This is a genomic window from uncultured Capnocytophaga sp. (assembly GCF_937936315.1).
GTDB lineage: Bacteria > Bacteroidota > Bacteroidia > Flavobacteriales > Flavobacteriaceae > Capnocytophaga.
In genome coordinates this window covers 20,160-44,487 of the sequence record NZ_CALGWU010000057.1, presented here as the reverse complement: position 1 = coordinate 44,487, position 24,328 = coordinate 20,160, and the positions used below count along the sequence as shown (strand labels likewise).

The following is a 24,328-nucleotide window of genomic DNA, read 5'->3' as shown; positions in this document are numbered from 1 at the left end:
GCAAAAATATTAAACAATTGACAATTAACAATTAATAATTAACACAATTGTTATTCGTAACTCGTCATTTGTAATTATTACGGTGTTACAGTGATTTTAATAGTGCGATATTCGTTGTTGTACTTGTACTCATTAGCACTTACAGCACCTACATCAGTTTTGTAGCCATCTTTGGAATAGCTTTTAAAACCACTGCTACTGCCTACTACCACAACCTCATAAGTACCTGTTTTGTCATACTTGTGAGTGTATTTGGTTACCCCAGAATTATCGGTGATAGTAATGCCTTTTCCTGTATCGAAAGCCTTATAATCAATAGCTCCGAAGTTAGCCGATTCAACAAAATAATCGCCTATATAACCAATGCCAGCACCTACCGTAGTGAATAGGATTTGGATATAGGAAAGTGTAGCCATTTTTTTGTTTACAGCATTTTCCCAAGCGTTTATTACACGACTGATATCAAAAGTGTAATCGGTATATTCGGTTTTTGGTTCTACATATAGGTCCCAAACGGTGCTACCGTCAAAAGTAACAGCAGTATCACCTTCGGCTATACCTCCTAAACGTATTACGATGGGGAATTTTGTTTCTTCGGGGTGTAGACTTTGGTCATCAGCACTTTTTAAGGTAGTAGAAGCAAACTTCATACGCAGGGTCATTTTTTTATTATTTCCTACTTTAGTGTTTACATTGAGTCGTAACCCTTCATACCACCAATTGGGGTGTTGGGCATCCACTTTTACTACATTTTTACCTATCGTAGCATCAGTTACTATTTCGGCTTGGCTGCCTACTAAGTTAGCGCCACTATTGGCATTTCGTACTTCAAAAGCACCATCAGCTAAAGTGGTACTTCCTACTTGTGTAGAGGAGAAATCTATTTTGTAAGGTATCACATCGGGGTCGGTAGGGCGATAGTTTTTGCCTTGCAACTCCTGAGAAGACTTTCCTTTGAGTACATTGTCTATACTCTTTAGGTAATCGTGTCCTTCATCACCGGTGTAGATAGCCAAAGCATTTACATTGTGATGAATTGTAAAAGTTACGGGGTCGCCTACCCTTACTTGGGTTTTATCGGCTGTTACAGATAGGTCTACCTCTTCGGGATTGTCCTTAGTACAAGCGCCCAAAGTTGAGAGAAGCAACCCACTAATGAGTAATATATGTGCTTTCATTTGTTTATGTGTTAAATTGTTATTTGTTTTTCAACTTAGGCAAAGTAGAAAGCTTTTCCTAAGTTTTGTGCCGTTTTCATTTGCCAATTATCAAATTAATAGCCAGGGTTTTGAGTTAAATTCTTATTTGTGTCTAATTCGCTGAGTGGAATAGGTAACAATTGGTGATAAGAGCGAATATTCTCAGGCGCAGCAGGTGCTGGAATACGGCGTTCTTCACCGCTGATAAAAGGATTGTAGATACGCCAGTTTTGGAAGGCATCTACTAAGATGCCACGGCGTACAAGGTCGCACCAACGATCGGTGGTTTCTCCTACGAGTTCACGGGCACGTTCGTTCAATATTTCAGTGCGGAAAGCGGTATAATCATCGCTGTAATGTTTGGCTGCCCACATAGCAGTACCTGCATAATCATAGCCATAAGAAGATGTTTTCCAATCGGGGACTACGGTGTTTACATCGTTGATATGGGTTTTATCTAAGTCACGAGGCAATACATCGCGATGTACTACTCGTCCGCCAGCTTTGTTAGAAATGCGAGCGCGTTTTCGCACTAAGTTTACTGCATCGTAAGCACTTTGTACGTTAGTGCCATTCATTGCTAAAGAAGATGAGGGGGTGTAAGCACCAGGTGAATGGTTTACCTCGTTATAGGCTTCAGCATAAATGAGGAGTACATCGGCAAAGCGAAGCAAAGGTTCATCCATACCAAAGTTTTTGTAGTTGTACGAAGAGGCATCGGCTAATGGGAAACGGCGGAATTTACCGATGCTCCACATTACCCAGTTGTCGTTCTCAGAGGCAGCACTTAGCTTTTGGTCAGCACGAGTATCCCAATAGATTTTATAATCCCATCCCCATAATTTACCATTGTCGAGTACTTGCACACGTGGGCAGTTCCATAAACGGCGTATAGAATCGGAGGGTTCATAAATCATACGGTGATAATCGGAGCTAGAAATATTATCCCAAGAACCTCCTAAGTTTTCACTACCTCTCACTCCGAAGACCATACCGGTGAGGGTTCCTGTATCGTCACCTGTAAGTCCTTGTACACACCAAATGACTTCTTTTGGGGCTTCATTTACTTTGGTTTTGGCATTGAATACATCGGGATAGTATTCTACTAATTGATAGCGACCGCCTTGTATGACTTCTTTGGCGTAATTCATTGCTTTGGTGTAGTTATCAGTAGCTGAACCGAGGAGTTCACGCCCGTCGCGTTGTGCTACTGAGGCAAGCCACAAATGCACTTTAGCTAAGAACCCACGGCAAGCATCTTTGGTAATACGTCCGTATTGGTAACCATTAGCCGTATCGCCTTTTTCGGCTACGTGTGCCATTGCATAAGTAAAGTCGGCTATAATTTGCTCAAACACTTGCTTTTGTGGAGTACGAGATACTTTGAGGTCGTTGAGTGACTTAGTTTCTTTTAGCACTAAAGGCACATCGCCAAACCAACGTACTAAGTTGAAATACAAGAAAGCGCGCACGCCACGAGCTTCAGCTACATAGCGTTCCCAATTGTTGATGCGACCTTGATGTTCAGTTACATTATCGATTACTGAGTTGCAGTTTTTAATAGCGGCATAGTGTTGTTGCCACATTTGAGTAATATAATCGTTGTCAGCTCCGAACTTGTAGTTACGTAGTCCTCCTCCTTCATCCCAATCGGCACGTTTGGTAAGGTCAGTACTGATTTGTTTGGAATGGTGTCCTGTAATGTACACATCGGTAAGATAACGATAGGTACCATTCATTGCTTGGCGAGCATCCAATTCATTTTCATAGAAAAATTCGGAAGTAAGGGTACTCTTGGGATCTTCTTCAAGGAATTTGGCACAACTGCTTAATCCTAGGCTCATCCCTATTGCTATAAAGGTTGTAATATGTAATTTCATAATCTATATTTTTTTAAAAGCCAACTTCAACTGAGAACAAAAGCGAGGTAGGTCGTGGGTATGGACTCATATCGAGCCCTGGAGCTAAGCGTACTATGGTGCCATAGCCAGTGTTAGCTTCGGGGTCAAATCCTGAGTAGCGTGTCCAAAGGGCTAGGTTAGTACCTGTTACTCCTACTCGCAATTTGTTGAGTTTATAAGGTTCTAGTACTTCTTTAGGCAAGTTGTAGCTGAGGCTTACAGTTTGCAAACGCAAGAAAGAACCATCTTCAACCAAGTCGCTTCGGAAAGCGTTTTCAGCCCAGAAACCACCTCCAAAGAGTGGGAAGTTACGATCAGGTTGCTGAGGTGACCATACGTTATTGTAAACATTTTGTGTAATATTGTCGATGTTTTTAGTACCTGTGAGGTAATAAGCATTACCATTTACTACATCGTTACCATATGACCAACGCAAGAAAGTGTAGAGCTCAAATCCTTTATATGAGAAAGTATTGCCTATACCACCTGTATGCAATGGATTTACATCGGCTACAGGCATACGGTCATTGGTGTCGATTACCCCATCGTGGTTGATATCTTTTACTCGCAATCCTCCTAAGGCTACGTTAGGGCCTGGTTGAGCATTATCCACTTCGTTTTGGTTGTGGAATACGCCATCGGCTACATAACCATAGTAGATACCTACTGGCATACCTACACGTAAGAGAACATCACTTTTGATTTTAGAGTTGATGCCACGATCATAGAATTGTTGATACTGACCTTCGTCTAATAAAAGGATTTTGTTTCGGTAGAAAGAAATATTGAAATCAGTCGTCCATTTGAAATTACCTTCACGCAACCATTGTGCATTAAGGCTCACTTCTAAACCTTTGTTTTCCATTGAACCAGCATTTTTCCACGCTTTTTGAAACCCTGAAGTAGAAGGGATGTTTACTTCTAAAAGCATATCGTCTATGCGTTTGTAATACAATTCAGTAGAAAGTGTATAACGATTTTTGAGGAAGGACAAATCTAAACCTATATTGTATTGTTTTTGATTTTCCCATTTAAGGTTGTCGTTAGCGATATTACTGATATAGCGCCCAATTTCTACTCTGTTGCCGTCTAAAACTACTTTGTTTTTAGCGAGTTGAGCTAAAGATTGGTAAGAAGGGATTTGGTTGTTACCAGTCATACCAAAACTACCGCGCAAACGCAAGTTCGAAATAGATTCTATTTTTTTGATAAAATTTTCTTCGTGTGCATTCCAAGCTAAAGAAATGGCTGGGAAGTAGCCGTATTTGTTGTTTTTACCAAATTTAGAAGATCCATCAGCACGCAAAGAAGCATTGAGTACATATTTGTTATTATAACTATAAGTAGCTCTACTGATGTACGATACTAATTGGTTGCCATCATAAGTGTACAATGGTGTATAAGTTACTAGTCCTTGGTTGATACCCCAAATGCCTTGTTTAGTATCTTCAAAGTTGGTAGACTTATTATAAGTGAAGTCTGTCCAATATTTATTAGCTTCAAAAGCGCCCATTATAGAAAAATAGTGTTTGTTGAGGCTTTTAGAATATTGTAAGCGAGCTTCGTATACCCAGCTGTTTTCATTGCGGTTAGAGAGTTCCATACGTCCGCGTTCCGATTGTCCAAACCAAGTGTCAGGCCCCCAAAAACGATCTTGACCAATAGTGTGTAAACGGTAAGAAGCGCTAGTGTTAAAGCTCAAATCTTTGAGTAGCTGATAACTAAGGTATACATTGGCGTTGAGCTCGTTGTATTTAGTATTGATATCTACTTGGTCTACTGCTACTTTGGGGCTCATTGTACGGATATTAGGGTAGCTCATTAGAGTAGAAAAACCAGGATATAGCAAGAAGGGCGAAGTTTGTAAAGCTTTAAGCACCACTCCGTTTTGAGACCAATCGCTCACAGGGTTTTTATCTTTAGAAACGGCGTATGAGAGGTTGATTCCAGCATCCATTTTGTCGTTAATCTTCTGTGAGAGGTTAAGGCGTGAAGTAAAGCGGTTGAAAGCAGAACGTTTGATGAGGCCTTCTTGGTTAAGATAACCAATTGAAAGCATATAACGGGTTTGGTTACTACCTCCTGTAATGCTACCATTTACTTCGTTTTTAGTGCCTGTTTGGGTTACCTCTTTGAGCCAATCTTTTACAGCTGGATTATTCCATTGCTCACCTGCAATCATTCGTTGCCAAAAGTTAATAACTTGTGGGTTGTCCCAAGTAGCATAATTGAGCATTTTATGAGCGTAATCTTCAGCACTGAGTACCTTCAAAGGGATATTAGGCATCATTTCAATAGAACTTGCATAACTGAAGTTAAATTTTGGTTTGGCGAGTTCCTTACCTTTTTTGGTAGTGATAAGTACCACACCATTAGACCCATTAGATCCGTAGATAGCAGCCGCAGCTGCATCTTTGAGGATTTCCATCGACTCAATGTCATTAGGATTTAAACCGAGTAAAGGGTTGATAGCTATATCTTCATTGGTATTAGTTACCCTTTGGGTAGGCATAGGTACCCCATCAATAACAAAGAGAGGTTGTGTTCCTCCTGTAATGGAGTTTACCCCGCGAATCCTAAATGTGAGCCCACTAGTAGCTGAACCATCAGATGAGATGATTTGCACTCCACTCACTTTACCTTGCAAGGCTTGTAATACTTGCGACGGACTGCTTTGGGCGATATCTGCCATTTTTACCGAAGCTACAGCTGTAGAAATATCGCTTTTGCGCTGCGTACCGTACCCCACAATTACCACCTCGTCCATTTGAGTTACTTCAGGCGAGAGACTTACTTTAAAGGTACGTGTTTTCCCTACGGCTATAGTTTTTGGATGATACCCTATATAGCTCACTACGATTTTATCGCTGGGAAGCACATTCAAGGAAAAATGTCCATCCAAATCAGTAGCCGCACCTGTGTGCCCGGGTTCTACTACTACCGTTGCACCAGGAAGAGGTTGTTGGTTTTCATCGGTAACAACCCCTGTAATGGTTATTTTTTGTGCCAGCATAGGAAAACTGAACAACAAAATAAGACAAATACTAATGATATTTTTCATTATACAAAAATTTAAAGTTTTTCTTTCGGGTCAAAATTAAGAAATGATTAACAAAGTACTCTTTACCTATTGTACGTTTTTCTTTACTAAAAAATCTATCTTTAAGAAAAGCGTAAGTAATCAATAAGTTAAGAAGAAAATAATAGAGCTTAGAAATAAAAAAACTTTGTTAAAAACTTAATAGTCTTTTGGGCTACGATCTTTAACAAAGTTTGTAAAGTTGAAAAAAATAAAAAAAATCTAACTATTCAATATAGAAAATACAGTATGCATATCTTTATCCCCTCTACCCGATACATTCACTACGATGGTCTGTTTAGGTTCAACAGGAAGTTTAGCGCAAAGTTTTTCTAAGTAAGCTAAAGCGTGTGCACTTTCAATAGCTGGAATAATGCCTTCTTTGCGGCTAAGACGTACTAAAGCATCTAATGCTTCTTTATCAGTGATAGCTGCGTAACTCACTCTGCCAGTTTCATGAAGATGAGCGAGTTCAGGACCTACGCCTGGGTAATCTAAGCCTGCTGATATAGAATATACCGGACTAATCTCGCCTTTTTCGTCTTGTAATACGTAAGTTTTCATTCCGTGAATAATTCCTTCCTTGCCTAAGGTAAGGGTAGCAGCGTGCTTATCGGTATCAATACCTTCACCTGCTGCTTCTACACCGTGCAAACGCGTAGAATTGTCTTCTATAAAACCTGAAAAAACACCTATAGCATTGCTGCCTCCGCCTACGCAAGCAATCACGTGATCAGCGTGAACTCCTAAAATATCCAACTGTTCTTTGCACTCTCTCCCTATCACCGATTGAAAATCTTTTACCATCATAGGGTAGGGGTGAGGCCCCACTACCGATCCTATCACATAAAAAGTAGTGTCGAGTTCTTTCAACCACGATTCAATAGCTGCGGTAGTAGCGTCCACTAATGTTTTGAGGCCATCGTGAATAGCTACCACTCTTGCACCTAAAAGTTGCATACGGAAAACGTTTAGTTTTTGGCGTTCAATATCTTCTGCCCCCATATAGATGTCACATTCTAACCCTAAAAGAGCTGCTGCTGTAGCTGTAGCCACTCCATGTTGTCCAGCCCCTGTTTCAGCCATTATTTTCTTCTTACCCATACGTTTGGCAAGCAAGGCTTGTCCTAATGAATTATTGATTTTATGGGCTCCAGTATGGTTCAGATCTTCGCGTTTTAGGTAAATGTTATGTCCGTAAAGAACGCTTAAATTTTTAGCGTGATATAGAGGGGAAGGTCTGCCTACATAGTTTTTTAGTAAATCGTTTAATTCTGCCTGAAAATTAGGGTCAGATTTAGCCTCAAGATAGGCTTTTTCTACTATATTAAGAGCGGTGATAGCGTGCTCAGGTACATATTGCCCACCGAATTTTCCAAAATAAGCATTAGGGTTTTCAGATTTTGTACTCATAGTTTTATTTTTAATGATAAGCTGCAAAAGTAAAAAACAATCAGCAATTTTGCAAATTTTAGTAATGAGTTGTTGGTAATTACAAGCATCTCATTCACCTTGTCCTAAATTCTTCTACATTATCCAAAAAACTCAACTTCTCCCTAATCCCTCTAAAAAACTAAAACTTTTTTTGTCAATTCAAATAATTGTCGTACTTTTGCCGAACTTTAATTGAAAATTATATATGGCAACTTACAAAAAGAACAACAACCGACCTAATAGAAACAGAAATACCGAGCAACTCGACGAAGCACAAGAAGCTCAGTTACACCAAGAAAGTACCACCGCCGAGGTGTTTGACGCCCTCGATGCAGGCGCTAATCGAACCGAAGATTGGGTAAAAAGAAATCAGAAAATTATTATTGGAGTCCTTGTTGCAGTAGCAGTAGTAGGATTAGGTTATTTGCTCTATCAACAATTTGTGAAAGCTCCTAACGAAAAGAAAGCTGCCAACGAATTCTTCTTTGCTCAACAATTCTTCGATGAAGCTATGCAAGCTACCGATACTAAGGTCAAAGATTCCCTCTTCAAAGTTTCTATAGAAGGTGGTAAAGGTAAATACGGCTTCAAGCAAATCGCTCAAAACTACAGTGGTACTAAAGCTGCTAATCTAGCTGAGTATGGTATGGGTATGGCTTATATGCGTTTGGGTGACTACAATAATGCTATCAATCACCTTAAAGAATTCAATTCTGATGATGATATTTTCGGCGCTTTGGCTTATGGGAATATAGGTGATGCTTACCTCCAACAAAAAAACAATGCTGAGGCTCTCAAATATTATATCAAGGCTTTTGAACATAGCAACAACGATTTTGTAACGCCGCTATACCTCAAAAAAGCAGGTATCGTAGCTTCTCTACAAGGTAAAAAAGAAGATGCTCTCAAATATTATGAGCGTATCAAAGAAGAGTTCCCTACTTCAGAAGAAGCGCGTACTATTGATATTCTTATCGGAAAAATCAGTCAATAATAATTTGAGTGGATAATGGAAGGTGTATTATTCACTTTTCATTATTCACTTTTCATTTTTTATGGCAACAGAAAACAAAAACTTATCTCAATACAATAAAAATGCAATCCCAAATGCGAAAGCTCTTCGCTTTGGGATTATTACTTCTCAGTGGAATGAGCAAGTAACTTACGGAATGCGCAATGGTGCTATCAATACCCTTAAAGATTGTGGGGCAATAGATAGCAATATCCTCCTTTGGGAAGTGCCAGGTAGTTTTGAATTGGTATATGCTGCTAAGCGAATGATCAATACTCAGCAATTAGATGCTATCATCGTAATAGGCTGTGTAATACAAGGTGAAACAAAGCATTTTGACTTTGTTTGTCAAGGGGTTACCCAAGGTATCGCTCAGCTCAATGCAACACAAAGTGATGTCCCAGTAATCTTCTGTGTCCTCACCGATAACAATCTTCAACAATCTCTCGATCGCAGTGGAGGTAAACTTGGCAATAAAGGCGTAGAAGCAGCTATCACAGCTATCAAAATGGCCGTTTTAGGAAAATAAAAAATCAAAAATAAATAGTGAAAAAAGTAGAGTAGTAACTTGGAATAATTTTTGTAGTGTGTTATCGGGCGTATAGCATACCTCCTTAATAAAATAAAATCATTATGAAACACTATATCACCTTTTTCCTCTTTTCACTATTCACTATTCACTATTCACTTCTCTCCGCTCAAGATTTTCACGAAGGCGATACCATCTACCTTCCTGAGGTAAACCTTTTTGGCAAAGAGCGTTCCTTTGGTAATGCCGATGCTCAAAAACGCTACTTACTACTTAAAAGTCGCGTCAAAAGAGTCTATCCTTATGCTAAAATGGCTGCCGATCGCCTCTATACCATGGAACGCACTATGGATACTATGCAAAACAAACAACAAAAAAAAGTCTATGTAAAACGTACTCAACGCTATATCGAAGACCACTTCACCGAAGAACTCAAAAAACTCTCCCGCTCTCAAGGGCGCATCCTCATCAAACTTATCCACCGACAAACTGGACGCACTGCCTACGATTTGGTAAAAGAACTCCGCAATGGGTGGAATGCCTATTGGTATAATAAAACCGCTTGGCTTTACGATCTCTCCCTAAAAAAAGGCTATGACCCTATGAATATTGAAGAAGACTATTGGATAGAGGAAATAGTTCTTCGTGCCATTAGTAATGGTGAATTGGAAGACCAAACTCCAGCCCTCCAATACAATTTCTCCGAACTCGCTGAACATCGACGAAAACGTTTAGCAAATTAGCAAATTTGTAAATTTCCAAATTATTCGTACCTTTGCCCACAAATAAAATAGTAATATGGAGTTATACTACGCTTTTTCAGTGATTATTGTCTTAGCCGCCTTGTTTTCGTACGTGAATGTGCGCTACGTAAAACTACCTATGACTATAGGGATTATGGTGATTGCTATGATGGTATCAGTAGGCGTACGTCTTTTCGGTGGTGAGATATTCTCAGGTTTAGCACACCGTCTGGAATCCCTATTACAAGGATTCGATTTTACCGAAATCTTAATGGGAGCAATGCTTAACTTCCTCCTCTTTGCAGGAGCACTCCATATCAATATCAACGACCTTAAAAGCCACCGGCTTCCTATTTTCACTTATGCAACAGTGAGTGTAGTGCTATCGGCTTTCTTCATATCAGCACTGCTGTACTACATAGCACCTTTGATAGGTATTAAAATTCCTTATCTCTATTGTTTGCTCTTTGGCACACTCATTTCTCCCACCGACCCTATTGTAGTGTTGGGAGTGCTCAAGCAAGCTAATGTGCCTAAACGCATCGAAAATAAAATTACTGGTGAATCGCTTTTCAATGATGGGGTAGCTGTAGTGATGTTTGCTGTAGTGCTCAAATTGGCTACCGATCACACTTTCGATCCTTCATTCAATGGTATTACCAAGCTCTTCCTTTTAGAAGCAGGAGGAGGAATTTTCTTAGGAGTGCTCTTAGGCTGGATAGCTTCCGAAATGATGAAAAAAGCCGACGACTATCACGTGAGTGTCTTGCTCACTTTAGCTGTAGTAATGGGGGGATTCCTTATTGCCAAAACTTCTCACGTATCCTCGCCTTTAGCAATGGTAATTGCAGGCCTTTTTGTAGGTAATGTCGGTAAAAAAGCTAATAGCGCCGAAAATAAAGATTATCTAGAAAAATTCTGGGCAATCGTCGATGAAATTATGAACGCCATCTTGTTCCTATTCATAGGTTTTGAGATGCTACTGATAGATAACTTAAACGAGCAATTCCTCTTAGGAGGAGTCGCTATTCTCGTCTGCCTCTTAGGCCGAGCTTTAGCTATCTATATCCCTGCCAAAACTATATTGCGCAAAGCAACTACCTATTCCCGTGGATCACTTATCACTATGGTATGGGGGGGGGTGCGTGGAGGTGTCTCCATCGCTTTAGTGCTCTCTATCCCAGCCGACAAAAACGGACTTAAAGAAACATTGTTGCAAATTACTTATATAGTAGTATTGTTTTCTATCTTAGTACAAGGACTTACCGTAGGCAAAGTGGCTTCCAAAGTCTTATATCGCGATGAGGTAATGTCACGACTTAAAAGAATAAAACAATTGCAGAAAGGAAAACAATCATAAAACTTTAATAACGAATGAGAATGCAAAAAAATAAAGGATTGGTAAGTCCCAAAGAAGTTGCTAAAGCAATTAATATTGATAAACTTGGCTTCTTGGGTACCTTTGGAGGATGGGCGCTGATGAAGTTGCTCCGTCTTTCCAAACTCAATGCTATTTATAACCGAACCAAAAAATTTGAAGGCATAGACTTCCTCAATAAACTGTTAGATGAGTTTGAAATAAAATTCGAAATACCTGAAGAAGATTTTAAAAATATCCCCAAAGAAGGAGCTTTTATCACGATTTCTAACCATCCACTGGGGGGGATTGATGGTATTTTGCTCCTCAAATTGCTCTTAGAAAAACGCCCTGATTTCAAAATTATGGCAAACTTCCTTCTCCAACGAATCGAACCCCTAGCCCCTTATGTCTTGCCTGTCAATCCGTTTGAAGATCGTAAGGATATCAAATCTAGCGTTGTAGGCTTTAAGCATACTATTGCACACCTTAAAGAGGGTAAACCCTTAGGGCTTTTCCCTGCAGGGGAAGTATCAGTAACCAAAGAAGGGCAACTAATGGTCGATAAACCTTGGGAAGAAGCTGCTATGAAGCTAGCTAAAAAAGCCAAAGTACCTATCGTCCCTATCTATTTCCACGCTAAAAATAGCAAACTATTCTATTTTTTAGCAAGCCTTAGTGATACCCTCAGAACTGCTAAATTACCCTCCGAACTCCTCACTCAAAAACAACGTACTATCTATATACGTATCGGTAAACCTATATCCGTAGCAATGCAAGAAGAACATACTAATTTAACCGATTTTACCGAGTTCCTACGCAAAAAAACTTATATCTTAGCTAATGCTTTAGAGCAAGATAAGAAAATCTTGCCTTTGACTAATGTGTTAAAATCAAACAAAAACACCTCTAATCCACAACAAATCGAAGCCCCTATACAACAAGACCTTATAGAAAAAGAAGTAGAAAATGTCACTAAAAAGGATTACCGACTGCTGAAAAACAATAACTACGAGGTTTTCTTGGCTCCTTATCAAGAAATCCCTAATATAATGAAGGAAATAGGACGATTGCGTGAAATTACATTCCGAGAAGTAGGAGAAGGTACTAACGCTTCTTCTGATGTAGATAAATTCGACCTCTATTATCACCATCTTTTCCTTTGGGATAATGAAGCTAAGAAAATCGCAGGTGCTTATCGTATGGGATTAGGAGCCGAAATATTCCCTAAATATGGTATCGAAGGTTTTTATACGCACGACTTGTTCCGTTTTGAACCCGAACTCTACGATATGATGAGCAAAACCATCGAAATGGGGCGTGCTTTTATCATTTCAGAATACCAACAAAAACCAATGCCTCTGTTTTTGCTCTGGAAAGGAATAGCTCACACTACTCTACGGTACCCCGAACACTCTTTCTTGTTAGGTAGCGTGAGTATTAGTAACCAATTCTCCGACTTTTCTAAATCCCTGATGATAGAGTTCATGAAGTCTAACTTCTACGACCCTTATATCGCTCAATACGTTCGCCCAAAAAAAGAGTTCAAAGTTAAACTTAAAGATGAAGATAAAGACTTTATCTTCGACGAAACTAAAGCCGACCTCAATAAATTCGACAAGATAATCGATGAGTTGGAACCTGGTAGCTTGCGCCTACCAGTGCTCATTAAGAAATACATCAAACAGAATGCTAAGGTGATAGCTTTCAATGTAGACCCGCTGTTTAACAATTCAGTAGATGGGCTAATGTACATTCGCATTGCCGACCTGCCCGAAAGCACTATGAAGCCCGTTATTGAAGAGTTCCAAGCCGAACTCGAAGCTCGTATGAAGAATAACGAAGAATAACACCCTTTCATGGGTATTAATAATAACACATAGGGTTACTTGTATTTGCGTTAAACTCCGAAAAATCGTAAGCATAGCACCAAAATTCTAAAAAACATTGTAATCCATTTTATCCGTGTAATCTACCGGAGACTTTTAGTATAAACCTAATTTTATTTTGACCATAAATAAAAGAAACAATGAAAAAAATATTATTTTTAGTAGCATTACTACCACTAACTCTCATAGCACAAACAGTGATTGTCCCTAATCGCTATGCTTTCCAAAAAGAAGACAATCAGTACCAACTTAATATGCTCACAAAATTCTTGCTTGAGAAGCAAGGCTTCAAAGTGTATATGCAAAGTGAAGCTCCTGCCGAGCTAATCCAAAACCCTTGTGATGCCCTAAAAGCCGATGTGAAGAACGAATCAAATATGATGACTTCTAAAGTGCAATTTCTCCTCACCGATTGTACTAATAAAGCAGTCTTCACTTCTCAAATAGGTAAAAGTCGTGAAAAGGAGTTTAAGAAATCCTACCAAGAAGCCTTGCGTAATGCTCTTTCAGGTACAGAATTAGCTACTTTTAAAGCGACTTATCAAGTTCCTTCAGTAGCCTCAAAACCCTCTATTCCCTCAGCAACAACCGCAGTACCCGAACTTACAACTACTGCTGCGCCTATAAGCGAACCTCTTATTCTATTTCTGTATGCTAAAACCACGAATTGGGGATATGAGTTGTTTGATAAAAAAACAAATGAATTGCAATTCAAGCTTAGAAAAATCAATACTCCTGATATATTTCTGGCTTTTGATGTAGAAGAACAAAAATATGGTATTTTAGAAAAAGATGGTTCTACTTTCTATAAATTTACTTTTTACAAGCAAATAGATGGAGCACCTCTTACTTTCTCCGCCCAAATAAATTTTAATTAATCTATTATCATCTGTCACCATCTATTGTCTATCACCTGTTACCTATAACCTGTTACCTAATTAAAAGTGTATAGCAAAGCTGAAGCAAAAAAACTACGCGAAGACTTCTGGATATCCTTTGGTAAATCGTTCTCTCGCAAATGGACGTTGTATGACACTAAAATAAAGGATTTTAGTTTTAAGTTTTCATTCGATACCCGTAAAGCACGGGTGTTCCTCGCTGTGGAAGACCCAGACGAGGAAAAGCGTAGTTTGTACTACAATAAATTGCTGTCACTCAAAACTATACTCCAAGAAGAATACCTCCCTAATGCTATTTTCGAAGAACATTTCTTCTTAGAAAATGGTAAAGAAATTAGTTGTGTATATGTAGAACTGCAAGACGTAACCATTCACAACAAAGCCACTTGGCAACAAACAATGGAGTTCCTATATCAATCAATGTCGCAGTTCGAAGCCTTTTGGGAAGAATATAAAGATATCATTCAAGAAGAAAAATAATTTAGTTTATATGAAAAAACGTACCATACTCAATCTATTCCTTATCCTTTTTGTACTTTCCTTCTTCGTAACCCCCTTAGGTTATGAAAGTAAGATTTTGCTACAACGAATTTTCGCTAGTTCGGTAGACATCATTCCCGCTGATAAAGCTCAAAAAATCGACTTCAGTTGGCAACTCAAAGATCGCAATGATGTGCAGTTCAACTACTCACAAACTGAAGGAAAGAAACCCTCATTCGTATATTTCTTCTCCTCTTGGCGCGGCATTAGTATTGCCGACCTCTATGCAGTGGAAAAACTCTATGATGTTTATAAGGATAAAGTGGATTTCTATATCATCACTAATGAGAAACCTGAACCAGTGGAAGAAATGATGCAAAAACGCAATTTCCATTTCAAAGTAACCTACCTCATTATTGGTGAGAAAATGCCTTTTGACCCCGAGAAAATCCCATCAGGTTATATCGTAGATAAAAACGGACTTGTACGCGCTCAAAAAGAAGGAATTGCTCGTTGGAATAGCGATGCTGTCCACGAACTTTTAGACACTTTAGTTAAGTGATGATTTTTTTCATCATATCTCTTATCTTTTACCTAAGATAGAAAATAATTATAAAGATAGTATTTTAGATTTAATTTAAAGTACTATCTTTGCCCACTTAATTATTAATTGTAAATCGTTAATTGCTAAAAATGGCTAAATATACAGAAGAAGAACTTAAAGAAGAATTAGAAAACAGTGAATACAAATACGGATTTTATACTGATATAGAATCCGAAACTTTCCCTAAAGGGCTTAATGAAGAGGTGGTAATTGCCCTCTCTAAAAAGAAAAACGAACCTCAATGGATGACCGATTGGCGTTTAGAGGCTTTCCGTGTATGGCAAGCGATGGAAGTGCCTCCTCATTGGGCAAACCTCAAGTTTGAAACTCCCGATTTTCAAGATATTGCTTACTATTCTGCTCCTAAACAAAAGCCTAAACTCAATAGTTTAGATGAGGTAGACCCACAACTTTTGGAAACTTTCCAAAAACTCGGCATCTCTCTTGAAGAACAAAAACGCCTTACTGGGGTGGAAGATAAACCTGCCGTAGCTGTGGATGTGGTAATGGACTCGGTGTCGGTAGCGACTACTTTCCAAAAAACTTTAGCAGAACGTGGTATTATTTTCTGCTCTATTTCCGAAGCTATCCAAAAACACCCTGAGCTTGTCCGCAAGTACCTTGGTACGGTAGTGCCTAAAACCGATAATTTCTATGCTGCTCTCAATTCTGCTGTCTTCTCCGATGGCTCTTTCTGCTATGTGCCTAAGGGAGTGCGTTGCCCTATGGAACTTTCTACTTATTTCCGTATCAATCAGGCAGGTACAGGTCAGTTTGAACGTACCCTCCTCATTGTAGACGAAGGCGCTTATGTGTCTTATCTCGAGGGTTGTACAGCTCCTCAACGCGATGAAAACCAACTCCATGCGGCAGTAGTAGAACTCATCGCAATGGATAATGGCGAAATTAAATATTCTACAGTACAAAACTGGTTCCCTGGTGATAAAGACGGTAAAGGAGGGGTTTACAATTTTGTGACCAAACGTGCTTTAGCCGAGAAAAATGCTAAAATATCGTGGACGCAAGTAGAAACAGGATCAGCAATCACTTGGAAATATCCTTCTGTAGTGCTTAAAGGTGATAATTCTATAGGTGAATTCTATTCTATTGCCGTTACCAATCACTTTCAGCAAGCCGATACAGGTACTAAGATGATACATTTGGGTAATAACACCAAATCTACAATTATTTCTAAAGGTATTTCGGCAGGCAAATCACAAAATAGCTACCGAGGATTGGTAAAAGTAGTGCCTAATGCCAAAAACGCGCGTAATTTCTCTCAGTGTGATTCTCTTTTGATGGGCAACCTCTGTGGAGCGCACACTTTTCCGTATATAGAAGCTAAAAACCCTACTGCCCAAATAGAACACGAAGCCACCACTTCTAAAATTGGTGAAGACCAAATTTTCTATTGCAATCAGCGTGGTATTGATACCGAAAAAGCTATTTCGCTCATTGTAAATGGTTTTGGTAAAGAAGTACTCAACAAACTACCTATGGAGTTTGCTGTAGAAGCTCAAAAACTTTTAGAAATTTCATTGGAAGGCAGTGTAGGATAATTGTCAATTGAAATTTGTTAATTATTAATTGTTAATTGAAAATATGATTCTTGCTCCCTCACTATTAGCTGCCGATTTCGGCAACCTACAACAAGCCATTGAAATGGTAAATGCCAGCGAAGCCGATTGGTTCCATATTGATATTATGGACGGCGTGTTCGTGCCTAACATCTCGTACGGTATGCCTGTACTCTCGGTGATCCAAAAACACGCTACCAAACCCCTTGATGTCCACCTGATGATTGTAGATCCTGACCGATACATCAGTACTTTTGCAAAACTTGGCAGCGATATCCTCACCGTACATTACGAGGCTTGTACACACCTGCATCGCACTTTGCAAGCTATTAAAGCTGAAGGTATGAAAGCTGGAGTAGCTCTCAATCCGCATACTCCTGTGAGTGTACTCGAAGATATTATTCAAGACGTAGATGTGCTCTTACTGATGAGTGTAAACCCAGGATTTGGAGGTCAGTCGTTCATAGAAAATACTTATAAAAAGGTGCGACAAGCCAAAACGCTTATTGAACAAGCAGGAGCCTCACCCCTTATTGAGATAGATGGAGGGGTGAGTCTAAAGAATGCCAAAGCATTAGTAGAAGCAGGTGCCGATGCTTTAGTAGCGGGTAGTTTTGTGTTTAATGCTGCCAATCCTACTCAAACCATTGCAGATTTAAAACACATATAGTAAATAAAACAATGTTCCAAGGAGTACTTCAAAAAATGCTTACCGAATGGGCTGACCCCATACGGTATTATTTGCCAATGGAAGGTGATTTTGTGCTGATGAACCAACTCATCGGCAAGGATATAACTCTCCAATTTGTGCGTTTTCAGTGTATGAATTGTGGAGAAAACAAACCTATCTTTCGTCAGGGCTATTGTAAAGAGTGTTTTTTTGAAGTTCCTCAAACCGCCGATTGGGTGATGCACCCCGAACTCAGCAAAGCACACCTCAATATCGAAGAACGCGATTTAGGCTATGAACAACAAGTGCAGTTGCAACCGCATTATGTATATCTCGCCAATTCTAGCGATGTAAAAGTAGGAGTAACCCGTAAATCACAAGCCCCAACCCGCTGGATCGACCAAGGGGCGCACGAAGCCCTCATCCTTGCCGAAGTGCCCAATCGGTATTTAGCAGGCATCGCCGAGGTTGCTCTCAAAGAGCATTTAGCCGATAAAACCAATTGGCGCAAAATGCTCACCAACCAAATCACCCCCGTAGATTTATTGCGAGTAAAATTAGAAATGCGTGATTTTGTACCCAATGAAGTACAGCCCTACATCACCGAAGATATCACTCCCCTACGCATTCATTTCCCTGTAGAAAAATACCCTACCCAAGTGCGCTCACTGCAATTATCACAGACCCCTACTTATAGTGGTAAACTAATGGGCATCAAAGGGCAATACCTCATTTTTAATGATAATACCGTTTTCAACGTACGAGGCAACGAAGGACTGGTGATTAATTTACAAATTAGCTGATTTTCCAATTAATTTTTATACCTTTGCAAAAAAGAATAATTATGTGTGTATTAGTATATCCAAAAGATGAAACTCAAAAAGCACTGCTAACTTCTTTTTTAGAAGAAAAAAATATGGATTTTGACTATAATATTTCGGATAGTGAGACTTCTAATGAGTATTTGCAAGTGCTTTTGAAACGAGTTGATGAAATTACAGAAAATCCTGAACAAGCAGGAAGAGCTTTTGATGAATTTGATAAAAAAATGAGAGCAATATACTAGTATACTTTGGTATTTATTTTCTTATTGTAGAAGAATTGTCAAAAATTTGGATTATAGGAGCTATAAATGCTAAAGAAGATCCTAATAAATTATTGAGAAGACTTACTATTGTCAATATTCCCCAAAAATGATTGATATCATACACTTTGCCAAAGGTTGTAGCACAACGTGCAATCAGAACCTTTGGCAAAGTTTTTTATCTTATGAAAACTAACTCATTCCCTTTAGAAAACTGTTTTGCAAAGGCATAACCATCAGCGTTAAACCCTTTCAAATCTTCTACTGAGTGAATCTCACTTTCTGCCAAAAAGCGTACCATACGACCGCGTGCTTTCTTCGCGTAAAAACTAATAATTTTGAGCGTATCTCCCTTATAATCTTTGAAGACAGGTGTAATCACGGGCACTTTTAGCTTTGTGGTATCAATCGCCTTAAAATATTCTTCACTGGCGAGATTGATAAACAATTCGCCTTCTTGTAATTCGTTATTTAGTGCTTGAGTGATTTTCTCTTTCCAAAAAGCATAAAGGTTTGCCGCCTTTCCTACAGGTAGTTTAATGCCCATTTCCAATCGATAAGGAGCGATAAGATCTAATGGTTTTAGCACTCCATAAAGTCCAGAGAGGATGCGTAAACTCCCTTGCAGTTTGTCAATTTGCGTTTCAGAAAGTGAATAGGCATCAAGCCCCTCATATACATCGCCATCGTAAGCAAAGAGTGCCGGACGTGCATTTTCGGGAGTAAAAGGCATTGCAAAAGTTTGGTTGCGCTGCCAGTTAAGTTCAGCAAGTTTAGATGAAATCCCCATCAAATCCGATAGTTTTTGGGGAGATAGCGGCTTAAGAGCAGCGTGTACTTGAGCGATTTCTTTTGCAAAAATAGCCGTTGAGTAACGTTCAGTAGGTAAAGCCGAGGTTTCGTTAATAGTTTTAGCAGGTGATATAACGATTTTCATAGTGATAAATAATTTAGTAGCGCAAAGTTACAAAACAATTAGCAATCTACAAATCCACACCTCACAATTTCCATAACTCCCATATTCTCTTTGCTATTTAAAAAGAAACAGTTATCTTTGCCAAAAATCTTAACAAAAACTAATGAAATACTTTCTAATATTTTTTGTAATATTGTTTTCTAACAGTTGCCAACTCTTTCAAACACAACAACCAGTAGTAACAACACCATCAGTAGAAACAACACAACAAGTAGAGGAACAACAAACAGAAAAATTTGTACCTATAGAGAAAGAACTATATGTAATTAATACAAATGGAGCCTATCGTTATTCAGAACCTAATAAAATGGGAGTTGATAAAAAGAGTCATTTTTTCTTAGGTGATAGAATAAAAACCATTGAAGAGTCAGCTAATTTTTATAGAATAGAAGATGATAAAACTTCTTTTGTTCGTAAGGAAGATGTAGGTATTTATGAAGATATTACTTTAACCAAAGAGTCATTAGAAGCTACAAATACTTTTTTTAAGGAAAACAACAAAAATGCAATAGATAAAGAGGTCTCTAATTTCTCTAAATATTTTTCGGTTGCTCTTATTTCTCGTGAAGAATACCTATCCGAACTAAAAAATAAGTATAGCTTTCTCACTGAAGATACGCTTTCTATTACTAAGAAAAACGGAGTTCTCACATTTCCTTGTAAGAATACTTTGCTAAAACTAAAAGATGCCGATCCTCAAGATGAAACAGTTGAAAATGATATGGATATGGCTATTTATAGTTATAAAGGGAGAATAGATCCTATTCAACAATATGTAGTCTATGCTTCATATTATGAAGCTGTAGGTTGTCTTCTCATAGATAAGAGTACAGGTAAAAAAACAAATATAACAGATATTCCTTTTCTTTCTCCTGACAATAAATATATAGTATGCCTTAGTTATCAGCCTATGGATGGTGCTGCAATTTCTCTCTATGAAATAACAAATAAAACCCCTTTTTTTCAGTTGACAACTAAAGTAGAAGCAAACATCTCTTGCTGGCAACCTTATGTTTGGGGAGAACTACCTATATTTTTCAGCAAAAATGGTTATCTCTATGCTTCTATGAACCCAAGTGGATGTTATTATGACCAACAAGGCAACCTCAACAAAAATCGCAAATACATCAAAATAAAAATCAACTAACTGATTAAAAAATATGAAAAATATAGATATAATAGATATTTTTCAACACCTATTGAGTGGTATAGAAAATGAAATAGTAGAGTTTAAGGAAGCTAAAAATGATTTTGATAGCCTAAATTAGGAAAATACTTTTCAGCAATATCAAATGAAGCAAATTTGAAACAAAAAGAATATGGTTGGCTTATTTTTGGAGTAGAAGATAAAAAACATCAAATCGTAGGAACGCAATATAGGAGCACTCCTAAAAGTTTAGAAAGTGTAAAAGGGGAAATCAGTAGGAAAACAACAGAACAAATTTCTTTTATTGAAATTTATGAACTTAAACAGGAAGGTAAAAGAGTGCTGATGTTTCAGATACCTGCTGCCCCTAAGGGTATTCCTATTGCTTTTGGTGGACATTACTACGCCCGTAATGGTGAGGAATTAGTACCTTTACACATCGAAAAAATAGAACGTATCAGAAAACAATCGTTTTTAGAAGATTGGAGTGCTGAGGTAGTAGAAGAAGCTACTATAAATGATTTAAATCCCACAGCTATAGCTTTGGCTCGCAATAACTTTAAGAATAAGTACCCAGATATGGCTAAAGAGGTAGAGATATGGGATGATATCACCTTTTTGAATAAAGCTAAACTTACTATTAAGGGAAAAATCACTCGTACGGCTCTTATTTTATTGGGAGAAAGCGAAGCTGAGCATTTTTTAAGTCCTGCAGATATTAAAATTCGTTGGAAATTAGTAAATCGGGATAATCAGGATTTAGATTATGAAATATTTGAAATGCCATTATTACTTTCAGTAGAAAAAGCCTTTGCTAAAGTGCGTAATCTGAAATATCGCTATTTGCAAAATGGAACTATTTTTCCTACAGAAGTAACTCAATATGAACCTTTTTCTATACGAGAGGCTTTAAATAATTGTATTGCCCATCAGGATTATACTAAGGCGGCACGTATCAACCTTATAGAATTTGAAGATCGCCTTGTATTTAGCAATTATGGAGCTTTTATACCTGAAAGTGTAGAAAAAGTAGTGTTAGAAGATGCTCCTGAAGAAACCTATCGCAATCCATTTTTGGCAAGGGCAATGTTTAACCTTAAAATGGTAGATACAGTAGGAGGAGGCATCAAAAAGATGTTTAACTACCAGCGAGCTCGCTTTTTTCCTATGCCTGAATATGATATATCAGGAGGAAAGGTAAAAATGACTCTTATAGGAAAGGTTTTGGATGTGAATTATGCACAACGATTAGCTAAAGACCAAGAACTTACACTTGAGGAAATAATAATGCTCGACAAAGTTCAGAAACACAAGAAACTTACTCTTTCAGAAGAAAAATATTTAAAGAAAAAACACTTGATAGAAGGACGAAAACCTAACTTTTTTATTTGTAAAGAAATATCTCAGAAAACAGGACAAAAAGCTGACTATTCCAAAAACAAAGGAATGGATAAACAGTATTATTTGGATTTTATACTCAATGCAATTAAAGATCACGACAATATGAGTAGGGCGGATATTGATAAATTACTTTGGGATAAACTACCTGATATTTTAGACGAGAAACAAAAGAAGAATAAAATAGGAAATTTGCTTACAGAACTTAGAAAGAGTAAGAGAATAAAAAATATAGGTAGTTTTACCTTTCCTTCTTGGACTTTAGCTTAACATTAAGAGAGCCTAAGAGAGATTTTAAGAGAGGTTTTGTTGTTAAAATGTTTAAAGTCAGAAGTTTGTACTCTCTTAATTTTATTATAAGTGAAATCACTTTAAGAGAGCTTTTAAAAGAAATAGAATATTTTTTCTATAAAATTAATAACTTTATTTTAATAAATTGTAGTTGTTTTTTTTGATTAATTAAAAGAACTAAGAGAAGTTATAAAGCAAATTGCTAAATCGCCAAATTGGCAAAACTAATATGAAACACATTATTATCCTTATGGGACTATTTACTTTTTTTAATGCTCACGCTCAAATCGAGCGTGTAGAACCACCTTTTTGGTGGGAAGGAATGCACTATGCTGAAATACAAATATTATTGTACGGCAAAAATATAGCACAATACCGCGTGGAAAGCGACTTACCTATCAGTAATGTGCTAAAAACAGAGAATCCTAATTATCTATTTATAACCGTAGACACCAAGGATAAAAAAGCGGGCAACTATAGCATTTCGCTATGGCAAAAGAAGAAACAAGTGGGGAGCGTCAGTTATGAACTAAAAGCGCGCAGAGAGGGGTCGGCTTATCGCAAGAGCTTTGATAGCAGTGATATGATTTATCTCATTATGCCCGATCGCTTTGCCAATGGTAATCCTAACAACGATTCACACCCTGCACTTACTGATAAACTCAACCGCTCGGATGCTGATGGTCGTCATGGGGGAGATATTCAGGGAATTATCGACCATTTGGATTATATACAATCTTTAGGCGCTACGGCTATATGGAGTACGCCCTTATGTGAGGACAACGAGCCTCAGCATTCTTACCATACTTATGCCCAAACTGATGTCTATAAAATAGACCCTCGCTATGGTACGAATGAGGAATATATACAGCTGTCTAAGGCTCTGCACAAGCGGGGTATGAAGCTCATCAAAGACTATGTGACTAACCACTGGGGCAGTCAGCACTGGATAGTGAAAGACCTACCTTGCTATGATTGGTTGCATCAATTCCCAGGATATGGACAGAGCACTTTCAGGATGAGCACTCAGATGGATAGCAATGCTTCAGAATGGGATAAAAAGTACTGCGAAAAAGGTTGGTTTGCACGCTCTATGCCCGACCTCAACCAAGCAAATCCATTAGTGCTTAACTACCTCACCCAGAACGCAATTTGGTGGATAGAATACGCCGATCTCGACGGTTTGCGCGTAGATACCTATTCGTATAACGACAAAGAAGGCATTGCTAAATGGACAAAAGCCATCACCGATGAGTATCCTCATTTCAATATTATGGGGGAAGTGTGGCTCAACCAGAGTGCCCAAGTGTCGTATTGGCAAAAGGACAGTCCGATAAGTGCTATACAGAGTTATAATACTTATCTGCCTACTGTGATGGATTTTCCACTTTTTAATGCGATAGGGGAAGCGTTTCGCTCTACGCCTTCGTGGGACAAAGGTATGATACAACTCTACGACAATTTCACTAATGATTTTCTGTATAAAGACATCAACAACCTACTTATCTTTGCCGAAAATCACGATACGGCACGTATCAATCACGTATATCCTAAGATAGAGGGCTATAAGATGATTATCACATTGCTGGCAACGGCGCGTGGTATTCCGCAATTGTATTATGGTAGTGAGATAGCAATGGCAGGCGACAAGAGCAAAGGCGATGGCGATATACGACAAGATTTCCCTGGTGGCTGGGCAGGCGATACGCAGAATGCTTTCACAGCCTCTGGGCGTACAGCTACCCAGAAAAAATATTACGATTTTACAGCCAAGCTCTTCAACTGGCGTAAGGATAAAGCCGTAATTCACTACGGAAAGACTAAACAATACCTTCCTGAAAATGAAGTGTATGTCTATTTCCGCTACAACGATACCGAGAGCCTAATGGTTATCCTCAACAACAGTGATAAACCCCAAACGCTCCACCTCAACCGCTTTGCCGAGAGTTTGGCGGGATTTTTGAAGGGAAAAGATGTTATATCGGGGAAAGAACTCAATCTGAGTACAAGCACCTTAGAAATATCTGCTAAAACTCCTATGCTCATTGAATTAAAATAA

20 protein-coding genes are annotated in these 24,328 nt (G+C 38.4%); 15 read left to right on the top strand and 5 right to left on the bottom strand.

What is annotated here, in order from left to right; genetic code table 11:
* Window positions 1-77: 77 nt before the first annotated feature.
* The 4 genes from Q0162_RS11205 to trpB all read right to left on the bottom strand — a co-directional run bounded on the left by Q0162_RS11205 (window position 78) and on the right by trpB (window position 7,592).
* The gene (locus Q0162_RS11205) at window positions 78-1,178 is read right to left on the bottom strand and encodes a DUF5017 domain-containing protein (protein ID WP_297891721.1); all 1,101 of its coding nucleotides are present in this window, start codon (window positions 1,176-1,178) and stop codon (window positions 78-80) included.
* A gap of 95 nt (window positions 1,179-1,273) precedes the next feature.
* Window positions 1,274-3,079 (bottom strand): RagB/SusD family nutrient uptake outer membrane protein, encoded by a 1,806-nt coding sequence (locus tag Q0162_RS11200; RefSeq protein WP_297891718.1) that lies wholly within the window; start codon window positions 3,077-3,079, stop codon window positions 1,274-1,276.
* A 13-nt stretch (window positions 3,080-3,092) separates the two neighbouring features.
* Window positions 3,093-6,161, bottom strand: coding sequence for a TonB-dependent receptor (locus Q0162_RS11195; RefSeq protein ID WP_297891715.1), 3,069 nt, complete (start codon window positions 6,159-6,161; stop codon window positions 3,093-3,095).
* 240 nt (window positions 6,162-6,401) lie between these two features.
* A complete protein-coding gene (gene trpB / locus Q0162_RS11190) occupies window positions 6,402-7,592 on the bottom strand; it encodes a tryptophan synthase subunit beta (protein WP_297891712.1) in 1,191 nt (396 codons plus the stop codon).
* 226 nt (window positions 7,593-7,818) lie between these two features.
* On the opposite strand from trpB, the gene Q0162_RS11185 reads away from it, so the two are divergent.
* The 12 genes from Q0162_RS11185 to Q0162_RS11130 all read left to right on the top strand — a co-directional run bounded on the left by Q0162_RS11185 (window position 7,819) and on the right by Q0162_RS11130 (window position 18,439).
* A complete protein-coding gene (locus Q0162_RS11185; RefSeq protein WP_297891709.1) occupies window positions 7,819-8,607 on the top strand; it encodes a tol-pal system YbgF family protein in 789 nt (262 codons plus the stop codon).
* A gap of 61 nt (window positions 8,608-8,668) precedes the next feature.
* Entirely contained in the window at window positions 8,669-9,154 is a 486-nt protein-coding gene (gene ribH / locus Q0162_RS11180) for a 6,7-dimethyl-8-ribityllumazine synthase (protein WP_297891706.1), read from the top strand.
* 104 nt (window positions 9,155-9,258) lie between these two features.
* Complete coding sequence (locus Q0162_RS11175; RefSeq protein ID WP_297891703.1) at window positions 9,259-9,897, top strand: DUF4294 domain-containing protein; 639 nt, start codon at window positions 9,259-9,261, stop codon at window positions 9,895-9,897.
* Between the two features lie 55 nt (window positions 9,898-9,952).
* Complete coding sequence (locus Q0162_RS11170) at window positions 9,953-11,257, top strand: sodium:proton antiporter (RefSeq protein ID WP_297891700.1); 1,305 nt, start codon at window positions 9,953-9,955, stop codon at window positions 11,255-11,257.
* Between the two features lie 14 nt (window positions 11,258-11,271).
* Window positions 11,272-13,104 (top strand): GNAT family N-acyltransferase, encoded by a 1,833-nt coding sequence (locus Q0162_RS11165; protein WP_297891699.1) that lies wholly within the window; start codon window positions 11,272-11,274, stop codon window positions 13,102-13,104.
* A 179-nt stretch (window positions 13,105-13,283) separates the two neighbouring features.
* Window positions 13,284-14,021 carry a hypothetical protein gene (locus Q0162_RS11160; protein ID WP_297891696.1) on the top strand — a complete coding sequence of 246 codons (738 nt, stop codon included), beginning with the start codon at window positions 13,284-13,286 and terminating at the stop codon, window positions 14,019-14,021.
* Between the two features lie 66 nt (window positions 14,022-14,087).
* Complete coding sequence (locus tag Q0162_RS11155) at window positions 14,088-14,522, top strand: DUF4268 domain-containing protein (RefSeq protein ID WP_297891693.1); 435 nt, start codon at window positions 14,088-14,090, stop codon at window positions 14,520-14,522.
* A 10-nt stretch (window positions 14,523-14,532) separates the two neighbouring features.
* Entirely contained in the window at window positions 14,533-15,084 is a 552-nt protein-coding gene (locus tag Q0162_RS11150; RefSeq protein ID WP_297891690.1) for a TlpA family protein disulfide reductase, read from the top strand.
* 131 nt (window positions 15,085-15,215) lie between these two features.
* Window positions 15,216-16,685 carry a Fe-S cluster assembly protein SufB gene (gene sufB / locus Q0162_RS11145; protein WP_297891683.1) on the top strand — a complete coding sequence of 490 codons (1,470 nt, stop codon included), beginning with the start codon at window positions 15,216-15,218 and terminating at the stop codon, window positions 16,683-16,685.
* A 43-nt stretch (window positions 16,686-16,728) separates the two neighbouring features.
* Window positions 16,729-17,373, top strand: a complete 645-nt coding sequence (gene rpe, locus Q0162_RS11140; RefSeq protein ID WP_297891681.1) for a ribulose-phosphate 3-epimerase — start codon at window positions 16,729-16,731, stop codon at window positions 17,371-17,373.
* 11 nt (window positions 17,374-17,384) lie between these two features.
* A complete protein-coding gene (locus tag Q0162_RS11135; RefSeq protein ID WP_297891679.1) occupies window positions 17,385-18,176 on the top strand; it encodes a DUF2797 domain-containing protein in 792 nt (263 codons plus the stop codon).
* A 41-nt stretch (window positions 18,177-18,217) separates the two neighbouring features.
* Entirely contained in the window at window positions 18,218-18,439 is a 222-nt protein-coding gene (locus Q0162_RS11130; protein WP_297891676.1) for a hypothetical protein, read from the top strand.
* A 196-nt stretch (window positions 18,440-18,635) separates the two neighbouring features.
* Here Q0162_RS11130 and yaaA read toward each other — a convergent pair whose 3' ends face one another.
* The gene (yaaA, locus tag Q0162_RS11125) at window positions 18,636-19,394 is read right to left on the bottom strand and encodes a peroxide stress protein YaaA (protein ID WP_297891662.1); all 759 of its coding nucleotides are present in this window, start codon (window positions 19,392-19,394) and stop codon (window positions 18,636-18,638) included.
* 142 nt (window positions 19,395-19,536) lie between these two features.
* Between yaaA and Q0162_RS11120 the strand changes: the two genes are divergently transcribed.
* From Q0162_RS11120 to Q0162_RS11110, 3 genes are all read left to right on the top strand, one after another.
* Complete coding sequence (locus tag Q0162_RS11120; protein WP_297891659.1) at window positions 19,537-20,580, top strand: hypothetical protein; 1,044 nt, start codon at window positions 19,537-19,539, stop codon at window positions 20,578-20,580.
* A gap of 156 nt (window positions 20,581-20,736) precedes the next feature.
* Window positions 20,737-22,248, top strand: a complete 1,512-nt coding sequence (locus tag Q0162_RS11115; RefSeq protein ID WP_297891656.1) for an ATP-binding protein — start codon at window positions 20,737-20,739, stop codon at window positions 22,246-22,248.
* Window positions 22,249-22,498: 250 nt separating this feature from the next.
* Window positions 22,499-24,328 carry a glycoside hydrolase family 13 protein gene (locus tag Q0162_RS11110; protein ID WP_297891654.1) on the top strand — a complete coding sequence of 610 codons (1,830 nt, stop codon included), beginning with the start codon at window positions 22,499-22,501 and terminating at the stop codon, window positions 24,326-24,328.